Annotated in this window: 15 protein-coding genes; 14 read left to right on the top strand and 1 reads right to left on the bottom strand. The window is 73.4% G+C overall.

The annotated features are described in order from the left end of the window. Nucleotides 1–148 precede the first annotated feature (148 nt). From SMA5143A_RS19575 to SMA5143A_RS19545, 7 genes are all read left to right on the top strand, one after another. The gene (locus SMA5143A_RS19575) at nucleotides 149–4,225 is read left to right on the top strand and encodes an FHA domain-containing protein (protein ID WP_107464198.1); all 4,077 of its coding nucleotides are present in this window, start codon (nucleotides 149–151) and stop codon (nucleotides 4,223–4,225) included. Nucleotides 4,226–4,397: 172 nt separating this feature from the next. Next, the gene (locus SMA5143A_RS19570) at nucleotides 4,398–5,831 is read left to right on the top strand and encodes an ABC transporter substrate-binding protein (protein WP_107464253.1); all 1,434 of its coding nucleotides are present in this window, start codon (nucleotides 4,398–4,400) and stop codon (nucleotides 5,829–5,831) included. Between the two features lie 8 nt (nucleotides 5,832–5,839). Next, a complete protein-coding gene (locus tag SMA5143A_RS19565) occupies nucleotides 5,840–7,195 on the top strand; it encodes a carbohydrate ABC transporter permease (protein ID WP_258193618.1) in 1,356 nt (451 codons plus the stop codon). Next, nucleotides 7,192–8,115, top strand: coding sequence for a carbohydrate ABC transporter permease (locus tag SMA5143A_RS19560; protein WP_107464197.1), 924 nt, complete (start codon nucleotides 7,192–7,194; stop codon nucleotides 8,113–8,115). Before SMA5143A_RS19565 ends, SMA5143A_RS19560 begins: the two co-directional genes overlap by 4 nt. Before the next feature lie 219 nt (nucleotides 8,116–8,334). Continuing rightward, nucleotides 8,335–10,599 (top strand): bifunctional glycosyltransferase/CDP-glycerol:glycerophosphate glycerophosphotransferase, encoded by a 2,265-nt coding sequence (locus SMA5143A_RS19555; protein WP_107464196.1) that lies wholly within the window; start codon nucleotides 8,335–8,337, stop codon nucleotides 10,597–10,599. Between the two features lie 175 nt (nucleotides 10,600–10,774). Continuing rightward, the gene (locus tag SMA5143A_RS19550; protein WP_107464195.1) at nucleotides 10,775–12,988 is read left to right on the top strand and encodes a bifunctional glycosyltransferase/CDP-glycerol:glycerophosphate glycerophosphotransferase; all 2,214 of its coding nucleotides are present in this window, start codon (nucleotides 10,775–10,777) and stop codon (nucleotides 12,986–12,988) included. A gap of 31 nt (nucleotides 12,989–13,019) precedes the next feature. Further along, entirely contained in the window at nucleotides 13,020–14,636 is a 1,617-nt protein-coding gene (locus tag SMA5143A_RS19545) for a hypothetical protein (protein ID WP_258193617.1), read from the top strand. A gap of 46 nt (nucleotides 14,637–14,682) precedes the next feature. Here the strand turns inward: SMA5143A_RS19545 and SMA5143A_RS19540 are convergent, their stop codons facing one another. Then, on the bottom strand, nucleotides 14,683–15,096 hold the full coding sequence (locus tag SMA5143A_RS19540) for an organic hydroperoxide resistance protein (RefSeq protein WP_055516810.1): 414 nt from the start codon (nucleotides 15,094–15,096) through the stop codon (nucleotides 14,683–14,685). Nucleotides 15,097–15,225: 129 nt separating this feature from the next. Between SMA5143A_RS19540 and SMA5143A_RS19535 the strand changes: the two genes are divergently transcribed. From SMA5143A_RS19535 to SMA5143A_RS19505, 7 genes are all read left to right on the top strand, one after another. Further along, a complete protein-coding gene (locus tag SMA5143A_RS19535; RefSeq protein ID WP_107464194.1) occupies nucleotides 15,226–15,717 on the top strand; it encodes a MarR family winged helix-turn-helix transcriptional regulator in 492 nt (163 codons plus the stop codon). A 142-nt stretch (nucleotides 15,718–15,859) separates the two neighbouring features. After that, nucleotides 15,860–17,137, top strand: a complete 1,278-nt coding sequence (locus SMA5143A_RS19530; RefSeq protein ID WP_107464193.1) for a glycosyltransferase family 87 protein — start codon at nucleotides 15,860–15,862, stop codon at nucleotides 17,135–17,137. Nucleotides 17,138–17,179: 42 nt separating this feature from the next. Continuing rightward, nucleotides 17,180–18,772 (top strand): glycosyltransferase family 2 protein, encoded by a 1,593-nt coding sequence (locus SMA5143A_RS19525; protein ID WP_107464192.1) that lies wholly within the window; start codon nucleotides 17,180–17,182, stop codon nucleotides 18,770–18,772. Between the two features lie 94 nt (nucleotides 18,773–18,866). Continuing rightward, a complete protein-coding gene (gene galE / locus SMA5143A_RS19520) occupies nucleotides 18,867–19,838 on the top strand; it encodes a UDP-glucose 4-epimerase GalE (RefSeq protein WP_107464191.1) in 972 nt (323 codons plus the stop codon). 185 nt (nucleotides 19,839–20,023) lie between these two features. Further along, nucleotides 20,024–20,458, top strand: coding sequence for a DUF6507 family protein (locus tag SMA5143A_RS19515; RefSeq protein WP_107464190.1), 435 nt, complete (start codon nucleotides 20,024–20,026; stop codon nucleotides 20,456–20,458). Further along, complete coding sequence (locus SMA5143A_RS19510; protein WP_107464189.1) at nucleotides 20,455–23,019, top strand: hypothetical protein; 2,565 nt, start codon at nucleotides 20,455–20,457, stop codon at nucleotides 23,017–23,019. The genes SMA5143A_RS19515 and SMA5143A_RS19510 overlap by 4 nt, the downstream gene beginning before the upstream one ends. After that, a complete protein-coding gene (locus SMA5143A_RS19505) occupies nucleotides 23,016–24,032 on the top strand; it encodes a hypothetical protein (RefSeq protein WP_107464188.1) in 1,017 nt (338 codons plus the stop codon). The genes SMA5143A_RS19510 and SMA5143A_RS19505 overlap by 4 nt, the downstream gene beginning before the upstream one ends. Nucleotides 24,033–24,042 lie beyond the last annotated feature (10 nt).

The raw sequence follows: 24,042 nt of genomic DNA, 5'->3' as shown, positions 1-24,042 counted from the left end.
GCGGCGGGCGTGTTGTCTGCGGCAGGTGCGAGGATGCCTCCAGTACTGGCCGACGTGCCCGTGAGCGGTGGGGGAAGTCTGCGGTGGGGACCGCGCAGTCTCGTCCTCGTCGTCGCGGGTGCCCGCGCGGAAGGGATCGCAGACGGCGATGCAGATCCGGCTGACCGTCGTAGACCCGCTGGGACCGACCTCGGAGCCGCGAGGACGCGCCACGGCCTGCGACGTGCTGGTCACGGCGCCCGCGGGGACGGCCCTGGCCGCCGTGGCGTCGGGCCTCGCCTCCGCGGTCGGGGACGGCGGCGCCGCGCAGCCGGAGCGCGGCCGGGAGGCGGGCGGCCAGGTCGTGCTGTACGCGGGCGCCGAGCGCCTCGACGTCCAGCGCTGCACCCTCGGCGAGCCGCCCCTGATCGACGGTGCCGTGCTCTCCCTCGGCGCCCCCTCCGAGCCGGGCCCGGAGGTCGACGAGGCCGCCGCCCAGCTGCATGTCGTGGCCGGGCCGGACGCCGGCGGTGTCCATCTGCTGCACGGCGGCAAGATCCACATCGGCCGCTCCGCCGACGCGGACGTCCCCCTGGACGACCCCGACGTCTCCCGCCTGCACTGCGCGGTCACCCTCTCCTCCGACGGCCGCGTCACCGTCGTCGACCTCGGCTCCACCAACGGCACCACGCTCGACGGCGAGCACGTCGGCGACCGCCCGGTCCGCCTCGCGCCGGGCGCGCTGCTGCGGATCGGCGAGTCGGCCCTCCGCCTGGCCTCCTCCTCCGGTACCCGCGGCGTCGCGACCACACCCGACGGCGAGGGCCACGTCCGGGTGACCGTGGCGGCCGAGGGCGGCACGAGCCCCGGCGGCGCTTGCGGGGGTGACGGCACCGCGGAGCCGGCACGGGCCGCCGGGCAGGGGCGTACGGAGCGGACGACGGAGCAGAGGCTGGTACCCGGGCAGGGCGGGGCACCGGGGATCGAGCGGGCGGCGGGAGCGGCGGGGATCGCGGGCGGGTCCGGGTCCGGCGGCCGAGGCGCGGGGCAGGAGGGCACGGGCGGAGGCTTCGACGGCGCCCACGGCTCCCACGGCCTTGAGGCTTCCCGGGGTGCCGGCGGCCCCGGGGGTTCGCGCGCGTCGCACCGGCCCGGCGGTCACGAGGGGCCGGGCGGCGGGGGCGGCGCCGTCGACCTGCCGGGTCAGCGGGGATACGGCGAACCCGACGACCTCCACGGCTCCGGAGCGCCCGGCGGAGCCGGTGCTTGCGGCGGAGCCGGCGCACCCGGTGTGTCCGGCGCGTCCGGTGACCTCGGTGAGGGTGCCGACGCCCTCGGGCCCGGCGGTTCCGGCACCCGCAAGGGCACGCCCCTGCGGGGCACCGAGGTGCCGCGCGGGGTGCGCAAGCGGGGTGGGTTCGGTGCCTGGGCGCGTCGGCTGACCGGGGGACGCGGACAGACGGGGGCGGAGCACGACCCGTACGAGTACGACACGGAGTACGACGAGGACGAGCGCGGCGCCCTGACGTCGCTGCTTCCCGCCGGGGGCGCGCGGCTGCCGGAGACCTGGCCGGACCCCGCCGCGCTGCTGCTGACCGCGCTGGGCCCGGGGCCCCGGCTGTGGGAGCGGGGGCCGGGCCACCCGGAGGCGCTGTCGGTGCGACTGGGCACGGCCGACCGGGCCACGCCGGACGGCTCGGGGCTGCTTCCGGCGGTGCCCGTGACCACCGGGCTGCGTGAAGTGGGCGCGCTGGGGCTGGCCGGTCCGCGCCCGCGTCTGATGGGCCTGGCCCGCGCCGTCGTGGCCCAGCTCGCCGCGCTGCACTCCCCCGACACCCTCGAACTGACCCTGATCAGCGCCGACCGCTCCCGCTCCGCGGAGGAGCGCACCGCCGACTGGTCCTGGCTCGGCTGGCTCCCCCATCTGCGCCCCGCCCACGGCCAGGACTGCCGTCTTCTCCTCGCCTACGACCGCGAACAGGCCACCGCCCGGCTGGACGAGTTGCTGCGCCGCCTGGAGGACCACGTGGCGGACACGGCGGGCAAGCCGGGCAGCGCGGATCCCGCGGGCCCCGGAGCCGACGGCGTGCCCGGCGGACGCCCCGCCCGGCGGCCCTCCTGGGCCAAGGACGACCGGGCGGCCGGCGGCTTCCCGGGTCCGTACACGGTGGTGGTCGTCGACGGGGACCCCGGTGGTGCCGATGTGCGGGAGGCCGTGGCGCGGCTGGCGCAGGACGGGCCGGCCGCCGGGATCCATGTGGTGTGCCTCGCCGAGGCGGAGGCCGCGTCGCCCGCCTCGCCGGTGACGGAGACGTACGGGGCGGCCTGCGCGATCTCGCCCGCGTTCCGCGCGTGCGGGGCCGTCGCCCTGCTGAGCGGTGACGTCGCCACAGCGCTGCGACTGCTGCGGGTCGCGCCGGCGCAGACCGCCGCGAGCGCCGCCCCCGTCGGCGGCGTCACGACTCAGGCGTCGGCGCCTGTGCGGGGCGGATCCGTGCGGGGCGGCGCCGAGCGCCTCGACCAGGTGGAGCACACGCGCGGGAGCGCGGGGCAGCCCGGCTCCGAGGCCGTGCCGAGCCGTTCGCGTGACGACCGCCCCGGTGCTCCGGGCCAGGCCGGCCCTGCGGCCCGCCCCGAGCACTCCGGCCGTACCGGCGGGGCGGAGTCCGGGTCCACGGGCCGTACGCATCCGCACATGGACCTCACCGGGGCCGTGGGGACCGTGGGAGCCGCTGGGTCCGTCGCGGACGAGCGCGCGCGACCCGGCGGCCACACCGACCTGCCCTCATCCGACCCGAACCCGCCGGGACTGCTCAACCACGGCACGGTGGCCACGCTGGACGCGGTGTCCGCGGCGTGGGCGGAGCGGTTCGCGCGGGCGCTGGCGCCCCTGCGCACGGACGGTTCGGCCGGGGACCGGCAGACGCGCGTGTCGGCGCCGCTGCCGCAGTCGGCGCGGCTGCTGGACGAGTTGGGGCTGGCGCGGGCCACCCCCGCGTCGCTGATGGCCCGTTGGGCGGACGCCGCCGACGACACGACCGCGCTCGGCGGCCGGGCCTGGGCCGTGCTCGGCGCGGGCCCGCGCGGGCCGGTGTCCGTGGACCTCGCGGCCGAGGGCCCGCATCTGCTGATCGAGGGGCCCGTGGGCAGCGGGCGTACCGAGTTGCTGCGGTCCGTCGCCGCGTCCCTCGCCGCCGCCGAGCGGCCCGACCGGCTGGGCATCGCCCTGGTGGACGGGCGGGACGGGGGCGGCGGCGCCGCGCCCGGCGGGGCGGCCGGGCGCGGCGGGGAGGGGCTGGGCGTCTGTACGGACCTACCGCACGTGGGCACGCATCTCATGGCCAACGACCCCGTCCGGATGCGGGAGTTCGCGCAGTCGCTGAGCGCCGAGCTGAAACGGCGGTCGGAGCTGCTGGGCGGCCTCGGCTTCGCGGAGTGGCACACCCGGCGTGAGGTGTCGGGCCGGATGGTCCCCCAGCGTTCGGCGAGGTCGGTCTCCCGGTCCGCGCCGGGCACGCCGGGTCCCCCGGCGGCGGCCGGGACGACGGGCGGCGGCCCGGCCGGTGGCGGCGGCCCGGCCGGTGGCGGTGGCGGTGGCCTCGCCGATCGGGTGTCGGCCGCCGGGGGTGCCGCGGATCTCGACTCGTCGTCCAGTTCCACGCTGCGGCTGCGGCCGGGGGCGGCGGGGCGCAGGGCCGCCGAGCAGGACGGGCAGCCCGGCGGGAGGGGCACCGAGCTGCCGCGGCTCGTCGTGATCGTCGACGACCTCGACGCGCTGCTGTCGCCGCCGCTGGGTTCGACGGGCCGGCCGGCCGCCGGGTCGGTCGTACGGGCGTTGGAGGCCGTGGCCCGGGAGGGCGAGCGGCTCGGTGTGCATCTGGTGGCCGCCGGCGCGGAGGGCCGGGTCGGCGAGAGCGAGCTGGGGCGGGCGGCCGGGGGCCGGATCGTCCTCAGCGCGCCGCTGCCGGGGCCGGACGAACCGTCGCCCGGCCGGGGCGAGTTGGTCACCCAGGGGCGTACGACCCCCACCCCCTTCCAGTCGGGCCGGGTGACGGGGCGCATCCCCCGCACGGCGACCCTGCGGCCCACCGTCGTCCCCGTCGACTGGGCCCGCATGGGCGACCCGCCGACCCGCCGCCCCGTCCGCGAGCTGGGCAACGGCCCCACGGACCTGGCCCTCCTCGCCAGCGCCCTGGACCGCGCGGCGAAAGAAGTCTCGGCGACGGAGGTTCCGTCCCTGCTGTAGTCCCGGGGCGCCTGCCCCCTCGACCCTATCCATGGTCACGACGCGGTCACGATCAGGGAGTTGAGGGGGCAGGCGCTCTTGCCGCCCCCTGGCGCGCGGCGTAGACCAGAGCGCACGGGACAGCGCTTCTACGTTCGACGACGCACGGAGAACGGGGTCAGTGATGCGCAGCATGCTTCGTACACGCAACGCGAGGACCGGGCACGATGCCTTAGCCGCACCCTGGTCCAGGTCCGGTTCCAGGTCCGGTTCCAGGTCCACGACCAGAGCTCTCGCCGCCCTCGCCGCGGGCCTCCTCGCCGTCTCCCTCTCCGCCTGTGGCGGGGACGACGGCGGTGACGACGGCGACAAGGGACCCGGCGACGGCGGCGGCAAGCCGACCGTCCAGCTCCCCAAGCTCGACGGCCAGAAGCTGGAGGTCGCGGCCGTCTTCACCGGACCGGAGCTGGACAACTTCCAGAAGGTGCTGGACGAGTTCGAGAAACGCACCGGTGCCACGGTGAGCTTCGTACCGACCGGCAACAACACCTCCACGTTCCTCGGTACGAAGATCGAGGGCGGCAAGCCACCGGACGTGGCGTTCCTGCCCCAGGTCGGCGTACTCCACCAGTTCGCCGAGAAGGGCTGGATCAAACCGCTCGGCGGCGAGGCCCTGGCCCAGCTCGACAAGAATTTCTCGGACGGTTGGAAGGACCTGGGCGCGTACGAGGGCAAGCAGTACGGCGTGTACGCGAAGGCCGCCAACAAGTCCCTCGTCTGGTACAACAGCGCGGCCTTCGAGGCGGCCGGCGTCACCGAGGAGCCCAAGACCTGGGACGAGTTCCTCCAGACGGCGCAGACGCTGTCCGACGCCGGCTCCCCGGCCGTCTCCATCGGCGGCGCCGACGGCTGGACGCTCACCGACTGGTTCGAGAACGTCTATCTCTCCCAGGCCGGCCCCGAGAAGTACGACCAACTGGCCAAGCACGAGATCAAGTGGACGGACCCCTCCGTCAAGGAGGCCCTCACCACCCTCGCCGAACTGTGGGGCAAGGACGAGCTGATCGCGGGCGGGGCGTCCGGCGCCCTCCAGACGGAGTACCCGAAGTCGATCACGCGGACGTTCAGCGGTGACACCCCGGCCGGCATGGTCTTCGAGGGCGACTTCGTGGCCGTCACCATCAACGGCGACACCGACGCGAAGATCGGCTCGGACGCCAAGGTCTTCCCGTTCCCCGCGGTCGGCGACGCCTCCCCGGTGGTCACCGGCGGCGACGCGGCGGTGGCGCTGAAGGACGGCAAGGGCGCGCAGGCGCTGCTCACCTTCCTCGCCTCGACCGACGCGGCGGAGATCTGGGCGGCACAGGGCGGCTTCCTCTCCCCCAACAAGGAGATGGACCAGGGCAGTTACAAGGACGACGTCACCCGGGAGATCGCCAAGGCGCTGCTCGCCGCGGGCGACGACTTCCGCTTCGACATGTCCGACCAGGCGCCCGCGGCGTTCGGCGGCACCCAGGGCGTCGGCGAGTGGAAGGACCTCCAGGACTTCCTGAAGAACCCCGACGACGTGGCCGGCGCCCAGAAGAAGCTGGAGACGGACGCGGCCAAGGCCTACGGGAACGGCTGACGCCCGTCATGTCGTCCGCCGTGGCGAAGACGGCGGGGGGTGCCGGCGCGCTGCCGACTCCCCCCGCCGCACCGCGCAAGAGCGTGACGGGCACCCGGCTGTGGGTGGCGGTGCTGTTCCTGCTGCCCGCGCTGGTGCTGCTCGGCGCGCTCGTGGTCTACCCGATCGGGTACTCGGTCTGGCGGAGCCTGTTCGACGCGAGCGGCTCGGGCTTCGTCGGCCTCGACAACTACGCGGAGATCTTCACCGACGACGCCACCCTCGTCGCCGTCCGCAACACCGCGATCTGGGTGGCGGTGGCCCCGGCCCTGGTCACCGCGCTCGGTCTGATCTTCGCGGTGCTGACGGAACGGGTGCGCTGGGGAACGGCGTTCAAGCTGATCGTCTTCATGCCGATGGCGATCTCGATGCTGGCCGCGGGCATCATCTTCCGGCTGGTCTACGAGCAGGACCCGGACCAGGGGGTCGCGAACGCGGTCGTGACGTCCGTGCACGACGTGTTCGCCGACGAGTCCGTGTATCCGAAGGCCCGCCCCAACGCCCAGGTCAGCGATCTGCGGCCGTCCGGCGGCGGATCGTTCACCACGGAGGGCGCCGTCCGCGCGGGCACCCCGGCACTGCTGCCGCTCGTCGGTATCGCGCCGAACCGGCTGCCGGGCGACCCCGAGGACGCGAAGGCACCCACCGGGAACGGTGTCACCGGGACCGTCTGGCTGGACTTCCGGCTCGGCGGCGGCGGTGAGAAGGGCGCCGTCGACCGGGGCGAGAAGGCGCTGGAGGGCGTCAAGGTGGAGGCGGTGAAGGACGGGAAGGTCGTCGCCACCGCCACCAGCGGCGCCGACGGCACGTTCCGCCTTCCGGAGTCGGCCGACGGGGCGCGGCTTCGGCTGCCCGGCTCGAACTTCGCGGCGCCGTACAACGGCATCGACTGGCTCGGCCCGACCCTGGTGACACCGGCCGTCATCGGCTCGTACGTCTGGATGTGGGCCGGGTTCGCGATGGTGCTGATCGCGGCCGGGCTGGCCGGTGTCGACCGGAACCTGCTGGAGGCGGCGCGGGTGGACGGGGCGAACGAGTGGCAGGTGTTCCGCCGGATCACGGTGCCCCTGCTCGCGCCGGTCCTGGTCGTCGTCCTCGTCACGCTGATGATCAACGTGATGAAGATCTTCGACCTCGTCTACATCATCGCGCCGCAGCCGACCCAGGACGAGGCCAACGTCCTCGCCCTTCAGCTCTACTTGGCGTCGTACGGCGGCGGGGGCGACTTCGGTCTGGGCAGCGCGATCGGTGTGGTGCTGCTGCTGCTCGTGCTGCCGGTGATGTGGGTCAACATCCGGCGACTGCGGAAGGAGCGCCAGCGGTGACCGCCCTCGAAACCCCGGCCCCCGCGCCGGGTCCGAAGAACCCCGCGGGAGCGGCGCCCCCACGAGCCAGGCGCTCGCTCGCCGCCCGGGTGGCGAGCGGCGCGGCGGGAGGCGCGCTGCGCGTCTTCCTGCTGCTGGTGGCGCTGTTCTGGCTGGTGCCGACGTTCGGTCTGCTGGTGTCGTCGTTCCGCGACCCGACCGACATCGCCGAGTCGGGCTGGTGGAAGGTGTTCTCGGCGCCCGCCCAACTCACCACGAGGAGCTACGAGTCGCTCCTGGAGAACGACGGGATCACCGACGCGCTGTTCAACACGGTCTGGATCACGGTCCCGGCCACCCTGCTCGTCGTCCTGATCGGCGCGATGGCCGGATACGCCTTCGCGTGGATGGACTTCAAGGGCCGGGACTGGTGGTTCATGGTCGTGGTCGGGCTGCTCGTGGTGCCGGTGCAGGTGGCGCTGATCCCGCTGTCCGGTCTCTTCCGGGACCTCGGGATCTTCGGCGACATCATCGGTGTCGTCCTGTTCCACGTGGGCTTCGGACTGCCGTTCGCGATCTTCCTGCTGCGGAACTTCTTCGCGGAGATCCCCCGCGAACTGCTGGAGGCGGCACGGCTGGACGGGGCGGGCGAGGTGCGGCTGTTCGCGACGGTGGTCCTGCCGCTCGCGGCACCGGCGCTCGCGTCCCTCGGGATCTTCCAGTTCCTCTGGGTCTGGAACGACATGCTGGTCGCGCTGGTCTTCTCCAGCTCCGGCTCCCAGCCGCTGACGGTGGCGCTCCAGCAGCAGGTACGGCAGTTCGGCAGCAACATCGAGGTGCTCGCGCCGGGCGCGTTCATCTCGATGGTGATCCCGCTGGCCGTGTTCTTCGCGTTCCAGAAGCAGTTCGTGTCGGGGGTGATGGCGGGGGCGGTGAAGTAGAGGGCCGGACGCGTCAGGAGTGGGGGGCCAGGGGGTTCGTCGGCGGCTACGGGTGGGTGGGGGCGAACAACCCCCACTCAGCCGCAGCCGAAAGACGACGCACAACCCGTTCGCACCGACGCGCCCCCCACCCCCGCGGATTCCCCCGTATGGAACACGGACCGTAACCAAATCATCCCATCGGCCGTTTCCGGGCAGTATGACCGCGCCGACCCATGGATGTCCCCCTTGCCCAGGTTCAGTGTCATCGTCCCCGCGTACAAGGTTCAGGCGTACTTGCACGAATGCCTGGATTCCGTGCTGTCCCAGTCCTTCACCGACCTCGAACTGATCGTCGTCGACGACGCCTCCCCCGACGGCTGCGGGGCGATCGCCGACGAGTTCGCGGCCCGTGACCCCCGCGTCCGACGCCCCGTACGGCTGCGGGAGAACGCCGGTCCGGGTGCCGCCCGCAACCAGGGGATGGAGCTCGCCAGGGGCGACTACCTCCTCTTCCTCGACGGCGACGACACCCTCGCACCGGACGCGCTCCAGTCGATCGCCGACCGCGTCAAGGAGACCGGCGAACCGGACGTCCTCGTCCATGACTTCGCCGGTACGACCTGGGCGGGGCTGCCCGTCCGCGCCGCCCACGACCAGCGGCTCACCGAGGCGGGCTCCGCCCCGTTCCGCCTCGACGACCGCCCGGGTCTGCTGAACGTCCGCCCGGCCGCGTGGAACAAGGCGTACCGGCGGGAGTTCGTGGAGGACCACGGCTTCCGTTTCCCACCCGGGATCCACGAGGACACGGTGTGGACGTACCAGGTGCTGATGGCCGCCCGGTCCGTCGCCACGCTCGACCGGGTCTGCGTCCATGTCCGCAGGCGCCGCCACGGTGGTCTCCTCGACCGGACCACCCGCGCGCACTTCGACGTGTTCGAGCAGTTCGACCGGCTGTTCGCGTACGTCGCCGAGCGGCCGGAACTGGCCGTGTGGCGTCCGCTGCTGTTCCGCCGCATGGTCGACCACCTCACCGCGGTGTTCTCCCGGCGCGACCGGCTCCCGCGCGCCGCGCGCGCCGAGTTCCTGCGCACCGTCCGCGCGTACTGCGCCCGCTACCGCGCCCCGGGCGCCCCACTGCGCGCCCGCGCGCGGCTCCGGCATCTGCTGCTGCGGCTGGGCAGCCCCCGTCTGTACGGGGCGCTGTGGGCGACGGCCCGCGCGGGCCGGGGCGCGGCCGGGCTGGCGCGGGGCCTGGGCCGGCTGGTCCGGGGCGGTGGGCTCCGCCTGCACTACCGCGTCCAGCGGCTGCTGCCGCTGCGGGCCGACCGGGCGGTGTTCGCCGCGTACGACGGCCGTGGCTACGAGTGCGACCCGGCGGCACTGGAGAACGCGTTCCGCACGTTCGTGCCGGGCATGCGCACCTCGTGGGTGGCCCGGCCGGAGCACCACCACACCCTGCCGGTGGCCACCCGGCGGGTGCGGCCCGGCTCGATGGCGTACTGGACGGCGCTGGCCCGCTCCAGGTACCTCGTCAGCAACGTCGACTTCGACCGGCGGCTGGTCAAGCGGGACGGGCAGGTGCTGGTGCAGACCCGGCACGGCACCCCGCTCAAGCACATGGGGCTCGACCTCCAAGACCGTCCGGCGGCCGCGCGCGACACGGACTTCGAGGCGGCGCTGCGGGGCAGCGACCAGTGGGACTACGTCCTGTCCGGCAACCGCCACTCCACGCTGGTCTGGGAGCGGGTCCACCCCTCCCCGTACACGACTCTCGAGTACGGCGCGCCGCGCAACGACGTGCTGCTGCGGGCCACCTCCGCGGATGTGGCGCGGATCCGCGAGCACCTCGGGATCCCGGAGGGCGCGGTCGCCCTGCTGTACGCCCCCACGCACCGCGACTACCGCCACTCGCAGCGCGCCCACCTGGACCTGGAGCGGGTGCTGCGCAAGCTCGGGCCGCGCTTCGTGGTCCTCGCCCGCGCGCACCACGCGTACGACGCGCCGCTGACGGACCTCGCGCACGGGCGGCTGCTGGACGTCACCGGGTATCCGAGCGTCGAGGGTCTGTGTCTGGCGTCCGACGCGCTCGTCACGGACTACTCGTCCCTGATGTTCGACTACGCCGCCCTCGACCGGCCGATCGTGATCCACGCGGAGGACTGGGAGGCGTACGAGGCGGCGCGGGGGACCTACTTCGACCTGCGGTCGTTCCCGCCGGGCGCGGTGGCGCGCAGTGAGGACGAGCTGATCGACATCTTCGCGACGGGCCACTGGCGGGGGTCGCGGTCGGCGCAGCTGCGGGCGGCGTTCCGTCAGCGGTTCTGCCAGTTCGACGACGGGAGGGCGGCGGAGCGGGTGGTACGGCGGGTCGTGCTCGGGGAGGCGGAGGTCCCGCCGATCGTGCCGCTCGACGACCGCCGGCCCGCGCCGTCGGCGACGGCCGGCCGCGACACCTCGCCCCTGGCGTCCGTACCGGGGATGGACGACCCCTCGCGCCCGTAAGGGCCACGTCCGGTGCGTCGGCGAGTGCGGGTGGGTGGGGGCTGGTCGCGCACGGGGCGCAGCCCCGGTCGCTTTTCAGGGGCGCGGGGAACTGCGCGAACAACCCCCACCCACCCGCGGCCGCCCACGCACCCCCGGCCCCCACCCACCAGGCGCCCCGACCCGAAAGGACAGAATGCCCCGCTTCAGTGTCATCGTCCCCGTGTTCAAGGTCCGGGGCTTCCTGCGCGAGTGCCTCGACTCGGTGCTGGAGCAGTCGTACCGGGACCTGGAGGTCATCGCCGTCGACGACTGCTCGCCGGACGGCAGCGGCGACATCCTCGACGCGTACGCCGCCCGCGACCCGCGCGTGCGGGTGCTGCACCTGCCTGCGAACGTGGGCCTCGGACGCGCCCGCAACGCGGGGCTGCCGTACGCCACCGGGGACTTCGTCCTGTTCCTCGACAGCGACGACACCTTCACCCCGGGTGCCCTGCGCGCGCTGGCGGACCGGCTCGACGAGGCCGGCGACCCCGATGTGCTGGTCTTCGACTACGCCCGCACGTACGGGTGGGGCGGCACGCGCCGCAACTCCCTCGCGCATGTGCTGAAGGACGTCGGGGCCGGCACGTTCACGGTCGCCGAGCACCCGGAGATCCTCGAACTGCTGATGGTGGTGTGGAACAAGGCGTACCGGCGGGAGTTCGTGGAGGCGCACGGCTTCCGGTTCCCGCCGGGCTACTACGAGGACACGCCGTGGACGTTCCCGGTGCTGCTGAGCGCTCGGCGGATCGCGGCCCTGGACCGGATCTGCGTGGCGTACCGGCAGCGGCGGCAGGGCAACATCCTGTCCACCACGAGCCGCCGGCACTTCGATGTGCACGACCAGTACGAGCGGGTCTTCACGTTCCTGGACGCGCGGCCGGAGCTGGCGCGCTGGCGGCCGTTCCTGCGGCACAAGATGGCGGAGCACTGCCTGGACATCCTCGCCAAGCCGGACCGGGTGCCGGCGCGGGACAAGGGCGAGTTCTTCCGGCGGACGGCGGGGCTGTACCAGAAGTACCGCACGCCGGACGAGGTGCCGGTGGCTCCCGAGTTCCGGGTCCTGGAGGGCAGTTGGGCGGCCTGCCGGGTCCGGCGGCAGGCGGCCCGGCTCCGTACGGCACTGACCGCGCGCGGGGAGCGGGTACGGGCGGCGGGTGCCGAGCGGATCCGGCGGGGCCGGTCGCTGGTGCACGAGCGGCTGCCGCTGGACCCGCGGCTCGCGCTGTACTCGGCGTTCTCGCACCGGGGCCTGCTCGGTGACCCGGCGGCGGTCTACCGGGCCGCGCGTGAGCTGGCCCCGCACGTCCGGGGCGTGTGGGTGGTGCGGCCCGAGCTCGTGGGGACGCTGCCCGTGGACGTCGAGTACGTGACGCCGGGCTCGCCCGAGTTCCTGCGGCTGGCCTCGCGGGCCACGTACTTCGTCAACAACGTGAACTGGCCGTCCACCCCGCGCAGACGGCCGGGCAGCGTGTACATCCACACCCATCAGGGCACGCCCCTGAAGTTCATGGCCGCCGGTCTGCCGCACAAGCCGGGGGCACGGCTCGGGGTGGACGTGCCGCGGATGCTGCGCCGGGCCGACCGCTGGGACTACAGCCTGGTCGCCAACCGGCACTCGGAGCTGGTGTGGAGCAGGGCGTACCCGTGCGGTTTCGTGTCGCTGCGCACCGGCAGCCCGCGCAACGACGTACTGGTGAACGCCGGGCCGGACAGCGGCGCGGCGGTCCGGGAGCGCCTCGGCGTCCCGGCGGACCACACGGTCGTGCTGTACGCGCCCTCGCCGCGCGACTACCGGCGGGGCGGGCACGTCGAGCGGTTCGACCTGGCCCGGTTCGCGGAGGACCTGCGCCGGAGCCTGGGCGAGCGTCACACCCTCGTCGTACGGCTGCATCCGTCGCTCGCGGACGGGCCGGCGCGCGGGTTCGGGCTCGCGGAGCTGCACCGGCGGGGCGTGCTGGTGGACGCGACGGACGAGCCGCACGTCGAGGAGGTGATGCTCGCCTCCGACGCCCTGGTCACGGACTACTCGGCCCTGATGTTCGACTACGCCAACCTGGACCGGCCGATCGTGATCCACGCGGACGACTGGGGGGCGTTCACGGCGAGCCGGGGCGCGTACCTCGACATGACGGCCGAGGGCCCCGGCCATGTGTCCCGTTCGTACCGTGAGCTTGCCCGGTTGTTCGACTCGGGGCAGTGGCGGGACGCGGAGTCGGCGCGGCTGCGGGCGGCGTTCCGGGAGCGGTACTGCGAGTTCGACGACGGGAAGGCCGCCGAGCGGGTGGTGCGGACACTGATGCTGGGTGAGGCGGTGGCGACGGTGCCCACTCCGCGCGCTTCACTCGATGTGGTGACGGCCAGCTAAGCGGATGACCTGATCCGGGAAGGGACGGCAAATGCCCTACACCGGATCTGGTTCCGTCTCCCTGGACGGCGGCGCCCGCCCCCGGCGCCGCCGGCTCCGTGGCGCACTCGGTGCCACCGCGCTGCGCGGCGGCCGCACCCGTCTGACCCGACGGCCGAGCCCGTACGTCGTGCTGGGCGGGCTGTTCTGGCTGGTGATGACCCTGGCGTACTGGCGGGTGCCGCTGTGCTGCGACACCGGCCAGCACGCGGCGGTGATCGAGCGCCTCCGCTGGGATCTGTGGCACCCGGCCCATCCGACGGCGGACCTGCCGGGCGCGGGCAGCCCGTACTACTCCCCCTACGCGGTCGTCCAGGGTGCCCTCGCCCGGCTGACCGGCCTGAGCGGCTGGGCGCTGGTGAGGATGGCCGGGCCGCTGAACCTGCTGGTGCTGCTCACCGGGGTCGGCCGGTTCGTGCGGGTGCTGACGCCCCGGCCGTGGGCGCCGGTCCTCGCGCTGCTGTTCATGACGGTGCTGTGGGGCACCGAGCGGATCGTGTGGAGCGGCTACCTCGGGCTGATGTCGATGACGACGAACCTCGGCCATCCGTCGACGTTCGCGATCGGTCTGACGTTCTGGGCGTGGGCGTGGACGGGTGCACGCGCGCGGGGCGGCGGTCTGCCGCGCGGGGTGCGGTACGTCGGCCCGAGCGGCCTGGGGAGCGCCTGGGCGTACGCGGGACTGGGCGCGCTGTACGGGCTGATCGTGCTGTCGCACCCGATCACGGCCGTGGCAGCGCCGGCCGGGGCCGTCGCCGTGGTGGCGGCGTGGCAGCACGGCTGGTGGGGGCCGGTGGTGGGGCGTTGGGCGCTGACGGGCGCGGTCGCCCTGGCGGTCGTGGGGGTGTGGCCGTACCACAGCGTCCTGTCGTCGGCCGGGAACACCGGCGTGGACGGCACGCACCGGCTGCTGTACACGGACATGGGCGGGCATCTGTGGCTGGCGCTGCTGGGGCTGCCGGCGCTGTGGGCGCGGGCGCGCCGATCGCCGCGGGATCCGCTGGTGCTGATGTTCGGGGCGCAGTGCCTGGTGGTGGCGTACGGCTGGTTCAGCGGCCACTACACGTGCGGCCGGATCCTGGGGCTCGCCGCGGTGCCCGCGCAGTTCGCCCTGGCGGTGGAGCTGGCGGCGCCCCGGCCGTGGGGGTGGGGGCGGCGGGTGCTGGGCGCGGTGGCCGCGGCGGGGGTCTGCGTGGGGTTCCTGACCGTGCAGGCGGGGGCGGTGGTCCCCCGGTCGCTGGACCCGGTCGGTTTCGAGCAGCCGCCGCGCTGGCCGGAGTACGCGTGGGCGGCGCGGCATGTGGGCGCGGGCGAGGTGCTGATCACCGACGGGTACTACGCGGGGCACACGATGGCCGGGTACGGGGTGAACCTGGCGGCGCCCACCTGGCCCGATCCGGCGCTGGACGAGGCGGAGCGCGGGCGGCGGCACGCGGACGTCCGGGCGTATCTCGACCCGGCGGCCACGCGCGCGGAGCGCGGGGAGATCGCCCGGCGGTACGGGGTGCGGTGGCTGCTGCTCACCCGGTGGCGCAGGGCTCCGGAGGAGGCGGTGGTCGTCGACTTCAGTCCGCGGACCGGGGAGGTGCTGGCGCGGATCGCTCCGTAGGGGGGGTGCGGGGCGATCCGCGCGCGACGGCCCGCGCGGCGACGGGTTACTCGATGACGAGCTCGACCGGGATGTTGTTGCGCGTGGCGTTGGAGTAGGGGCAGACCTGGTGGGCCTGCTCGACGAGCTTGCGGCCGGTGGCCTCGTCGACGCTGTCGGGGAGCTCGACGCGGAGGGTGGCCTTGAGGGCGAAGCCCTCGCCCTGCTTGCCTATGCCGACCTCGGCGGTCACGGCGGCCTCGCTGACGTCGACCTTGGCGGCGCGGCCGACCAGGCCGAGGGCGCTGGCGAAGCAGGCGGCGTAGCCCGCGGCGAACAGCTGCTCCGGGTTGGTGCCCTGGCCGTTGCCGCCCAGCTCCACCGGGAGGGCCAGGTCGAGGTCGAGCTTGCCGTCGTTGGTGACGGCGCGGCCCTCGCGGCCGTGGGTGGCGGTGGCGACAGCGGTGTAGAGCGCGTCCATGGGAAACCCATCCCTTTCACAGTTCACGTCACGTCCGGCGATCCGTCCGACCGCCGTGCACGGCCTCAAGTAGAGCACACAATTCAATTGGGTACAACTAAATGGTGGGCGGCGCGGTACTCTGGGGGTATGACCAGCGCCATCCCATTGCCCGAGGGGGTCTCCGAGGAGGAGTTCCTCCGCCTGGACCGGCAGATCTGCTTCTCCCTGCACGCCGCCTCGCGCGCCTTCAACGGCGTCTACCGGGTGGTCCTCAAGGAGCTGGGGATCACCTATCCGCAGTACCTGGTGATGCTGGTGCTGTGGGAGCAGGGCGAGCTGCCCGTCAAGAAGCTCGGCGAGTATCTGCGGCTCGACTCCGGGACCCTGTCCCCGCTGCTGAAGCGCCTGGAGGCCGCCGGTCTCGTCCGGCGGGAGCGCAGCGCGCGCGACGAGCGGTCCGTCGAGGTACGGCTGACCGACGAGGGCACGGCCCTGCGGGAGCGCGCCCTGGCCGTGCCGCGCCGGATCGTCTCCGCGACGACGTTCGACGTCGACGAGATCCGCGACCTGCGCGACCGCCTGGACCGCCTCACGGCCGCCCTGGACGAGGCGGCGCTCCGGGACCCCTCGACGCGCTGACGGGTGGAGGGACCACCGGCGGGCGAGAAGCGCCGCTCCCGGGTGCCGGCATACTGCCCATCGGTCGGTCTTGACCTTTCTTGGCACCCTTCGACGGCGTATCGCCGCTTTCCCGGCTTTCGCGCGCCTTACGATCCGGCCGATGAGACCTCTCACCGTCGGCTGGCTCGCCACCCGCGCCCTGATGCTGTGGCTGCTCGCGCACGACCACCTCGGCCCGCTCGGCGAGGGCGGGGTCGCGCGCGAGGTCCACCAGTTGTACGCCCGCTGGTACGGCGTCCTCACGACCGGCACGTACCCGTCGGGGGACCGCCTGTGGCAGTACCCACCGGGCGCGGGCCCGGTGCTCCTCTCCCCCGGGCTGCTGCCGGGGCTGACGTACTTCCAGGCGTTCGTGGCCCTCACCCTCGCGGCGGACCTGGTCGTCACGGTCGCCCTCCTGCGCGCGGGACGGCGCCCCGGACGCAGTCTGCGCGGCGCGGCCCTGTGGACCGCGGCCCTGCCGCTGCTGATGTTCCTGCCGCTGGTGCGCTACGACGTACAGGCCACCGCCTTCGCCGTCGTCGCCCTGCTCGCCCTGTCGCGCTCCACGCGCGCGTCCGGGGCGCTCGCGGCGGCCGGCGCGCTGGTGAAGGTGTGGCCGGCGCTGACGCTGATCGGCACGCCGAGGGGGCGTACGACGCGGGAGGCGTGGACGGCGGCGGTGGTCACGGCGGGTGTGCTGGTGGGGGTACTGGCCGCACTGTTCAGGGATCCGTTCGACTTTCTGCGACAGCAGGGCGGGCGGGGCGTGCAGATCGAGTCGCTGGGCGGCACCGCCCTGGGGCTCGCGCGCCGGGCGGGCTGGCCGGGGACCGTGCGCCACCGCTACGGCTCGCTGGAGTTCGTCGGGCCGTATGTGTCGTCGGTGGCGGCGGCCCTGCTGGGGCTCACCGTGCTGGCGTTCGGCGCGCTGCTGCTGTGGCGGACGCGGGCCCGCCGCTGGTCGCCGGCGACGCCGTACGACGCCGCCCTGGCCGCCGTGCTGCTGTTCACGGTGACCAGCCGGGTCATCAGCCCCCAGTACCTGGTGTGGCTGCTCGGCCTGGCCGCCGTGTGCCTGACCTCGCGGCACACCACCCAGCGGCCGGTGGCCGTCCTGCTCGTGGCGGCGGCCGCCCTCACCACCGTGGTCTATCCGGTGCTCTACGACGACGTGGTCGCCTCCACCTGGCGGGGCTGTCTGCTGATGGTGGCGCGCAACGGGCTGCTGGCGATCGCGGCGGGCCTGTCGTTCGCCCGGCTTTGGCGGGGTACCACCGAGAATCCCCACCCGGTCGGCACGAACGGCACCGACGATCCGACGGAATCCCACACGTCCGAACGGAACCCCGACTCCACGCGAGCCATCTTCCCCACGGGGCCACGAAGTCCCGCTTAAGGGAAGATTGCACACAAAACCTCTCATAGGTCCGGGGCAACCATGCTTCTTCAGCAGGCGCAGGTCACCGTCGTCGTCATCGGGTACGACGACGCCGCTCATGTGGCGGACGCGGTGCGCTCGGCGCTCGCCCAGGGGCCGGTCGTCCAGGAGGTGATCGCGGTCGACGACTGCTCGACGGACGGCAGCGGCGACCTGCTGGAGGAACTGGCCGCCGCCGAACCCCGGCTGAGGGTCGTCCGGCGCGGCACCAACAGCGGCGGCTGCGGCACCCCGCGCAACGACGGCCTCGACGCCGCGACCGCCCCGTACGTGATGTTCCTGGACAGCGACGACGTCCTGCCGCCCGGTGCGGTGACCGCGCTGCTGGACGCGGCCGTGGAGGACGACGCGCCGGTGGCGGCCGGACTGTGCGTCCGCAGGGAACTGCCCTCGGGACGCGAGACCCCCTGGCAGCCCGAGGTGTACGCCCGGCGCGCGCTGGTCACCCATCCGGCCCGGCGCGAGCGCCTCGTCCACGACACGCTCTGCGTCAACAAGCTGTACCGGACCACCTTCCTGCGTGACCACGGCATCCGCTTCCCCGAGGGGCGCTTCCGGTACGAGGACTTCGTGTTCGTCGCGCGCGTGCTGGCCGCCGGGCCGCGCGTCGCGCTCGTCCCCGACCCCGTGTACGTGTGGCAGGTCCGCCGTTCGGCGGCCCGGCTCTCGCTCTCCCTCGACCGCTCCGACATCGCCAACTGGCAGGCCCGCATCCAGGCCGACCGGCTGTCGTACGACATCCTCCTCGGCGCCGGCGAGAAGCGACTCGCGCGGGCCACCCGGACACGCTTCCTCGACCACTCGCTGCGCATGTACGCGCGCGAGCTGGACCTGCGCGGCGCGCACTACCGGCGCGAATGGTGGGGCCTCACCCGCGCGTACCTGAGCTGCTTCGACGAGGGCGACTTCACTCCGGCGCCCGCGCCCGGCCGGGTCGTCGCCCGGGTGATCCTCGCCGCCGAGGAACCGCGCGACCTGGGCCGCCTCAAGGAGATGGCGGCCCGACCGGCGCGGCTCAACCCGCCGTACGCCCGCGCGGGCGACGGCACGCCCGTCTGGTCGGCGGACCTGCCCCAGGTGGAGCTGGACCACCTCCTCGTCCGCCCCGTGCACCTGCTGCCGGCCGCCGTCGACGCGGTACTGCGGCCCCGCGCGCGGGGCACCGTCCTCCGGCTGCGCCTGCACGAGCTGTACGGGCGGATGGCGGAGGCGGGCCCCGAGTCGGTGGAGGTGGAGTTCGTCGAGCGGGACGCAGGCCGCGTGGGCCTCGCGCGCACGGTGCCCCTCACGGCCCGCCCCGGGGCCGGGCACTGGGCGGCGGAGGTCCCGCTGGACCTGGCGTCGCTGGGCAGCGGCACCTGGGACCTGCGGCTGAGGCTGCTGTTCCAGGACGGCAGCCGGCGCGAGACCACCGCCCACGCGGTCGCGGGCGCCGGACTGCTGCGCCGTCGCGCGCTCCCGAGCACCCGGCACGGAGTACTCCTGGTGCAGCCGTACGCGACCCACGCGGGGGCGCTCGCGCTGCGGCTCGCGCCCGGTTGGCGCGGATTCACCGAGGTGGTGCGCCGCCGCCTCAGGCGCCTGCTTCACTGATGACCGACCTGGTCGCAGCCACGCCGTCACCCGACGCGCGCGGCCTCCCCCCTGGCAGGACCCCGCGGGTCCATCGACGAGAGGACAGTCGTCCATGACCTGGCTGATCACCGGTGGCGCCGGATACATCGGAGCCCATGTGGTGCGCGCGATGCTCGACGCGGGCGAGAAGGCCGTCGTCTACGACGACCTGTCCACCGGGATCGCCGAACGGGTGCCGGACGGTGTGCCGTTGGAGGTCGGCTCGACCCTCGACGGGGAGCGTCTGGCGCGGGTGATCCGCGGCCACGGCGTCACCGGCGTGGTGCACCTCGCCGCGAAGAAGCAGGTCGGCGAGTCCGTCGAACGGCCCCTGCACTACTACCGGGAGAACGTCGAGGGCCTGCGCACCCTGCTCGGCGCGGTCACGGACGCCGGTGTCCCGTCGTTCGTGTTCTCGTCCTCGGCGGCCGTGTACGGCATGCCCGACGTGGACCTGGTCACGGAGGACACGCCCTGCGCGCCGATGAGCCCGTACGGCGAGACGAAGCTGGTCGGGGAGTGGCTGGTGCGGGCCACGGGCCGGGCGACGGGCCTGTCGACGGCGTCGCTGCGCTACTTCAACGTCGCGGGGGCGGCGGCGCCCGCCCTGGCCGACACCGGCGTGTTCAACCTCGTCCCCATGGTGTTCGAGAAGCTCACCGAGGCGGCCGCGCCGCGGATCTTCGGCGCCGACTACCCCACCCCCGACGGCACCTGTGTCCGCGACTACATCCACGTCGTCGACCTGGCCGAGGCCCATGTGGCCACCGCGCGGCGGCTGCGGGAGGCGCCCGGCACCGACCTCACCCTCAACATCGGCCGCGGCGAGGGCGTCTCGGTACGGGAGATGATCGACCGGATCACCGCCCACACCGGCCACACCCTGTCCCCGGTCGTCGTGGAGCGGCGTCCGGGCGACCCCGCCCGCGTCGTCGCCTCGGCGGACCGCGTCGCCACCGAACTGGGCTGGAAGGCCCGCCACGGAGTCGACGAGATGATCGCCTCCGCGTGGGAGGGCTGGGGGCACCACCACCCTGCCCGGTGAGGGTGGTTTCCGAGGCCGTGAGGCAGCTCACCGCATTGACGTTGCGCCCGTAACCGCCCCTTTGGTACCAACGATCGACGTGCGCGCCCGTGCGACGGCCGTGAAGTCCCGCTCCGTGGTGGGAACCGAACGGTACCGGTTGCGCGTGTGTACTGAGGGAAGCGAACGTTACGGGGGTAACGACGATGCCGGCTTGGGACATCGATCCGGTCCACGTCCAGAGCACACTGAACTCGACCGGTGAAGCGGCGGGCGGTCTGGAGAAGGCCGCCAACTCACTGGTGACGAACATGGCGAGCGCGGCCGAGTCGGCCGGAACGGCCGTGCCAGGAGGGCAGTTCAGCGGCCCCATGATCGGACCGGTCGCCGCCGGCACCCCACGCGTGCCGGTCGGCCCGGTGGCGGCGGCGCTGAGCAAGTACCTGGAGGAACGGCAGAAGAAGCTGGCGTTCATGGCGCAGCGGACCATCGACTCCGTGCAGGGCGCCGCCAAGGCCACCAACGCGTACGTCACCGGTGACCTGGACATGGCCGCCCAGCACCAGGCCAACGCGCTCAAGGCGACGGTGGTGCCCCCGCCGCCCGGCGTCGGCGGCGACGGCGGGCAGGGGCCGAAGTGAGCGACGACATCCCCGTCATCCCGGAGGAAGTCCCCGAGTTCACCGGCAATCTGGAGCTGCTGGACCAGCACATCAGCGGCATCCGGTCGGCCGGGACCTCGCTGAAGGACTCGGGCTCGGCGATCGACACCCGCTTCGGCGGCCTGTCGGCGTACTACAAGGCGCCGGAGGCGGACCAGCTGTTCGCGACGACGGCGCCGGTCGCGGCGAAGGGCGAGGAGTTCTCCACCGAGCTGGGGACCGTGGCCTCCGCCCTCGACGACTACGCGGCGGCGGTCGGCCCGCTCAAGCAGAAGTTCGAGCAGCTCCGCCGCGACGCCATCGCCTTCCGCGCGAAGATCGCGGACGATGACGAGTGGCGTGCCGACGGTGATCTCGTCGAGGAGAACAACAACCGCCGTTCCGACATCAACGCCGCTTACGCCGCGTTCCAGGCGGCCGAGCGTGACTGCTACAACAAGATCGTCGCGTTGGTGGGCGGGGAGCCGCTGGTCGTCAACGACGGCTCGAACAAAGAGAACATGTACGGCTACCGGGGCGAGGACCTGAACAACGCCGGCGGGCTGCCCTGGGGCGACCCGGTGGAGGAGTCCAACCCCTGGTACTACATCCACGAACACGTCTGGGACTTCGCCGTCGGCTTCGTCGTGGACGGCGTCTGGGGCACCATCAAGGGCCTGGGCACCCTCGTCGGCTTCAACGGCTGGGACGCGGCGGGGCAGGCGTGGACGGGCCTGGGCAAGCTCCTGACCGGTATCGCGATCACCGCGACCCCGCTGGGCGCCGCGTACTGGCTCACCCCGGCGGACAAGCTGCCCTCCTGGCTGCGTGACTCCCGCACCGCCGTCGTCGAGACGGGCAAGGCGCTGATCGCCTACGACGAGTGGGGCAAGAACCCCTCCCGCGCGGCCGGGGCGGTCACCTTCAACGTCGTCACCACCATCTTCACCGGCGGAACCGGCGGCGCGGTCTCCGGCGCCGGCAAGGCGGGCGCCATCGCCAAGGCGATCTCCTTCGCCGGCAAGGCCGGCCGGATCGTCGACCCGATGACCTACATCACCAAGGGCGTCGGCGCGACCGCGGTGAAGATCAGCGACGTCATGGCGAGCCTGCGCGGCATCACCGACGGCACCCACATCCGCCTCGGCGAGGGCACCTACCGCATCGCCGACACCCCGAACCTCGCGGACGACCTCCCGGCGGGCCTGACCCCCGAGAACAGCGTCCGCATGGAGACCCCCAAGGGCGAGGTCGTCTACCTCGACACCAAAACCCTGATCATGCACAACGCCGACGGCACCGTCCGGGAGTCCCTGGACGGCATCAGGCACGAGGGGACGGTGGCGGAGCGGGGCGCCGAAGTACGGACTCCCGAGCAGGAGTTGGTGGGGGCCGGGGCAAGGGTGGACGACGGTGCCGCGGCTGTGGGCCGCGTGGGCGACGAACTGGGCGGGACCGGGCGGGTCGGGGACGACCTGGGCGGCACGGGACGGGTCGGAGACAACGGCCTGCCGGGTGGACGTGCCGACAATCTTCCCGGCGGCCGTGCGGACAGCCTGCCGGGCGGGCGCGCCGACGACCTGGGCCGCGGGCCGTCCGGGAGCCACGAGACGCCGACCGGCGGTGGGAGCTCACGCGGCGACGGCCCGACCGGCGGTGGGCGCGGCGAGTCACCTTCGGCCGGGCACGGTGAGACGCCGGGCGGCGGCCATGCGGAAACCCCGCCGGGTGGTCACGGAGACGGCCCGGCCGGTGGTGGTCACGGAGACGGATCCGGCAGTGACGGGCCCGGCGGCGGAGACGGGCCCGGCGGCAGTGACGGGCCCGGCGGCAGTGACGGGCCCGGCGGCGGTCGCGATGAGGGCTCCGAAGGCGGGACACCGGGCGGCGACGGCCAGCCGATGGTGCGCGGCGGCGAGACCGAGCAGCAGATCCGCGACGCGGTCAAGGGGATCCCCGGCAAGCAGCGTCCGAAGCCGGATGTGCTCGAGCGGGCCCTCGCCCGGCTGGCCGACGAGCCGAACGGCCAGCAGGTGGCCGAGATCATCGCCTCCGGACGCTTCAACCAGAGCGACGAGTTCGGCCAGGTCGTCTCGTCGCTGGGTGCGCGGAAGGAACAGATGTTCCAGCCCGGCGCCGACCAGATCGTCTTCGCCAACGCCCTGGTCGACAGCGGCGTCCCGGCGCACGCCATCGACTTCGAGGTAAAGGTGCCCGTCGGCTCCGACCTGGACATTCGTATCAAGGACGCGTCCGGCGAGGTATACGGCTACCAGATGAAGCACCTCAACGACCCGGAGGATCCCATCAAGGAGATCACCCGCGGAAAGTATTTGCTTCAGCTGGCGAAGTCCGAGGCCGACCACCGCATTCTGCTCGTCGACGGCGGCAGGGGAACCGTCGCGGGCTGGAAGGCGGACGGATCCTACGATGCCCTCATGGACATCCACCGCGGCGGAGGCGGCCCCAAGGGTGAGGGCATCACCTTCGTCATACGCCTGGAGGACGGCACCCTCACCATCCCGCCGGGAAGCAAGACCGACCCCAAGGACGCGCTGTGATCACCACGGAACCCATCGGCGACTGGACATGGGAAGTCACGCCGGCCACCGCTGACGCCAGGCCCTCGCAGGCGGCGGAGATCGCCGTGGCGGTCTGGAACGTGCTGGCCCGGCAGGAACTCGCGGTGCCCGTGGGCAAGGTGGGGCTTTCGGTTCGTGCCATGCACGACGCACGGGACGTCCGGCTCGACGTGCGGGGTCTCGCTCTGGAGGCGGACCCCCTCGCGCCCGGGACGGCTCTTGCGGATGCCCTGGCGCGGGCGGAGGCCTTCGAAGGGGACTTCCTCACGGGACTTCGCATCCAGTGCCCCGGTATCTGGCTTGAGTCCGGGGTCAAGCACCGCGCGGAGCAGTTGTTCACCATCCAGGTCGACATCTGGAAGGCCGGCCTCATCGTCGTGACGCTGGAAACCTACTCCGACGCGTGGTTGACGATGGACACCCGCGAGCGGGAACAGCCGACGATCCACGCCGAGAACGCGCCCCGGCTGACAGCCGCTCTGCAAGCCGTTTCGGACCTGCTCGGCGACGCCCCCGAACCGGGCGATCCCAATCGCCACGCAACCCCCACGACGACGGGTTTCGAGGACCTGACGGTCGAAGGTCCCGCCTACACCGACTCATGGGGCACCTTCGAGGTGCCGACGCGGTCCCGTCGGCTCCTGTCCGTCCTCCCCAGGACGGAGAACGAGTACGAGGACATCACGGACCACCCCGTGCGCTACTTCACCGTCCAGCGGGACGGCCGGACGCTGGGCTACGTATGGGCCTCCACCGGCGACAACGCCGCAGGCTACGAACCGAGAACGGCGGCTGGTGACGACGCGTTCGAGGCCGGAGCGGGGTGGGTGCTGCGACTCCGCGAGGCACACGGACGAGGGCTCGGCAGCCTCGAAGCGCTGGACTGGCTGCGTCAGTCACCGCCAAGCCCGGACCTCGGTCACTTCTCCGAAGAGCTTCCCCGGCAAGCCCCTTCCCTCGACGCGCTGGAGGAACTGTCGGGACGGTACTGAGTGATGTCCA

Source organism: Streptomyces sp. MA5143a, assembly GCF_900290235.1.
Taxonomy (GTDB): domain Bacteria; phylum Actinomycetota; class Actinomycetes; order Streptomycetales; family Streptomycetaceae; genus Streptomyces.
Note: the sequence above shows the minus strand (reverse complement) of the source record. Positions and strands in the feature narration are given on the sequence as shown.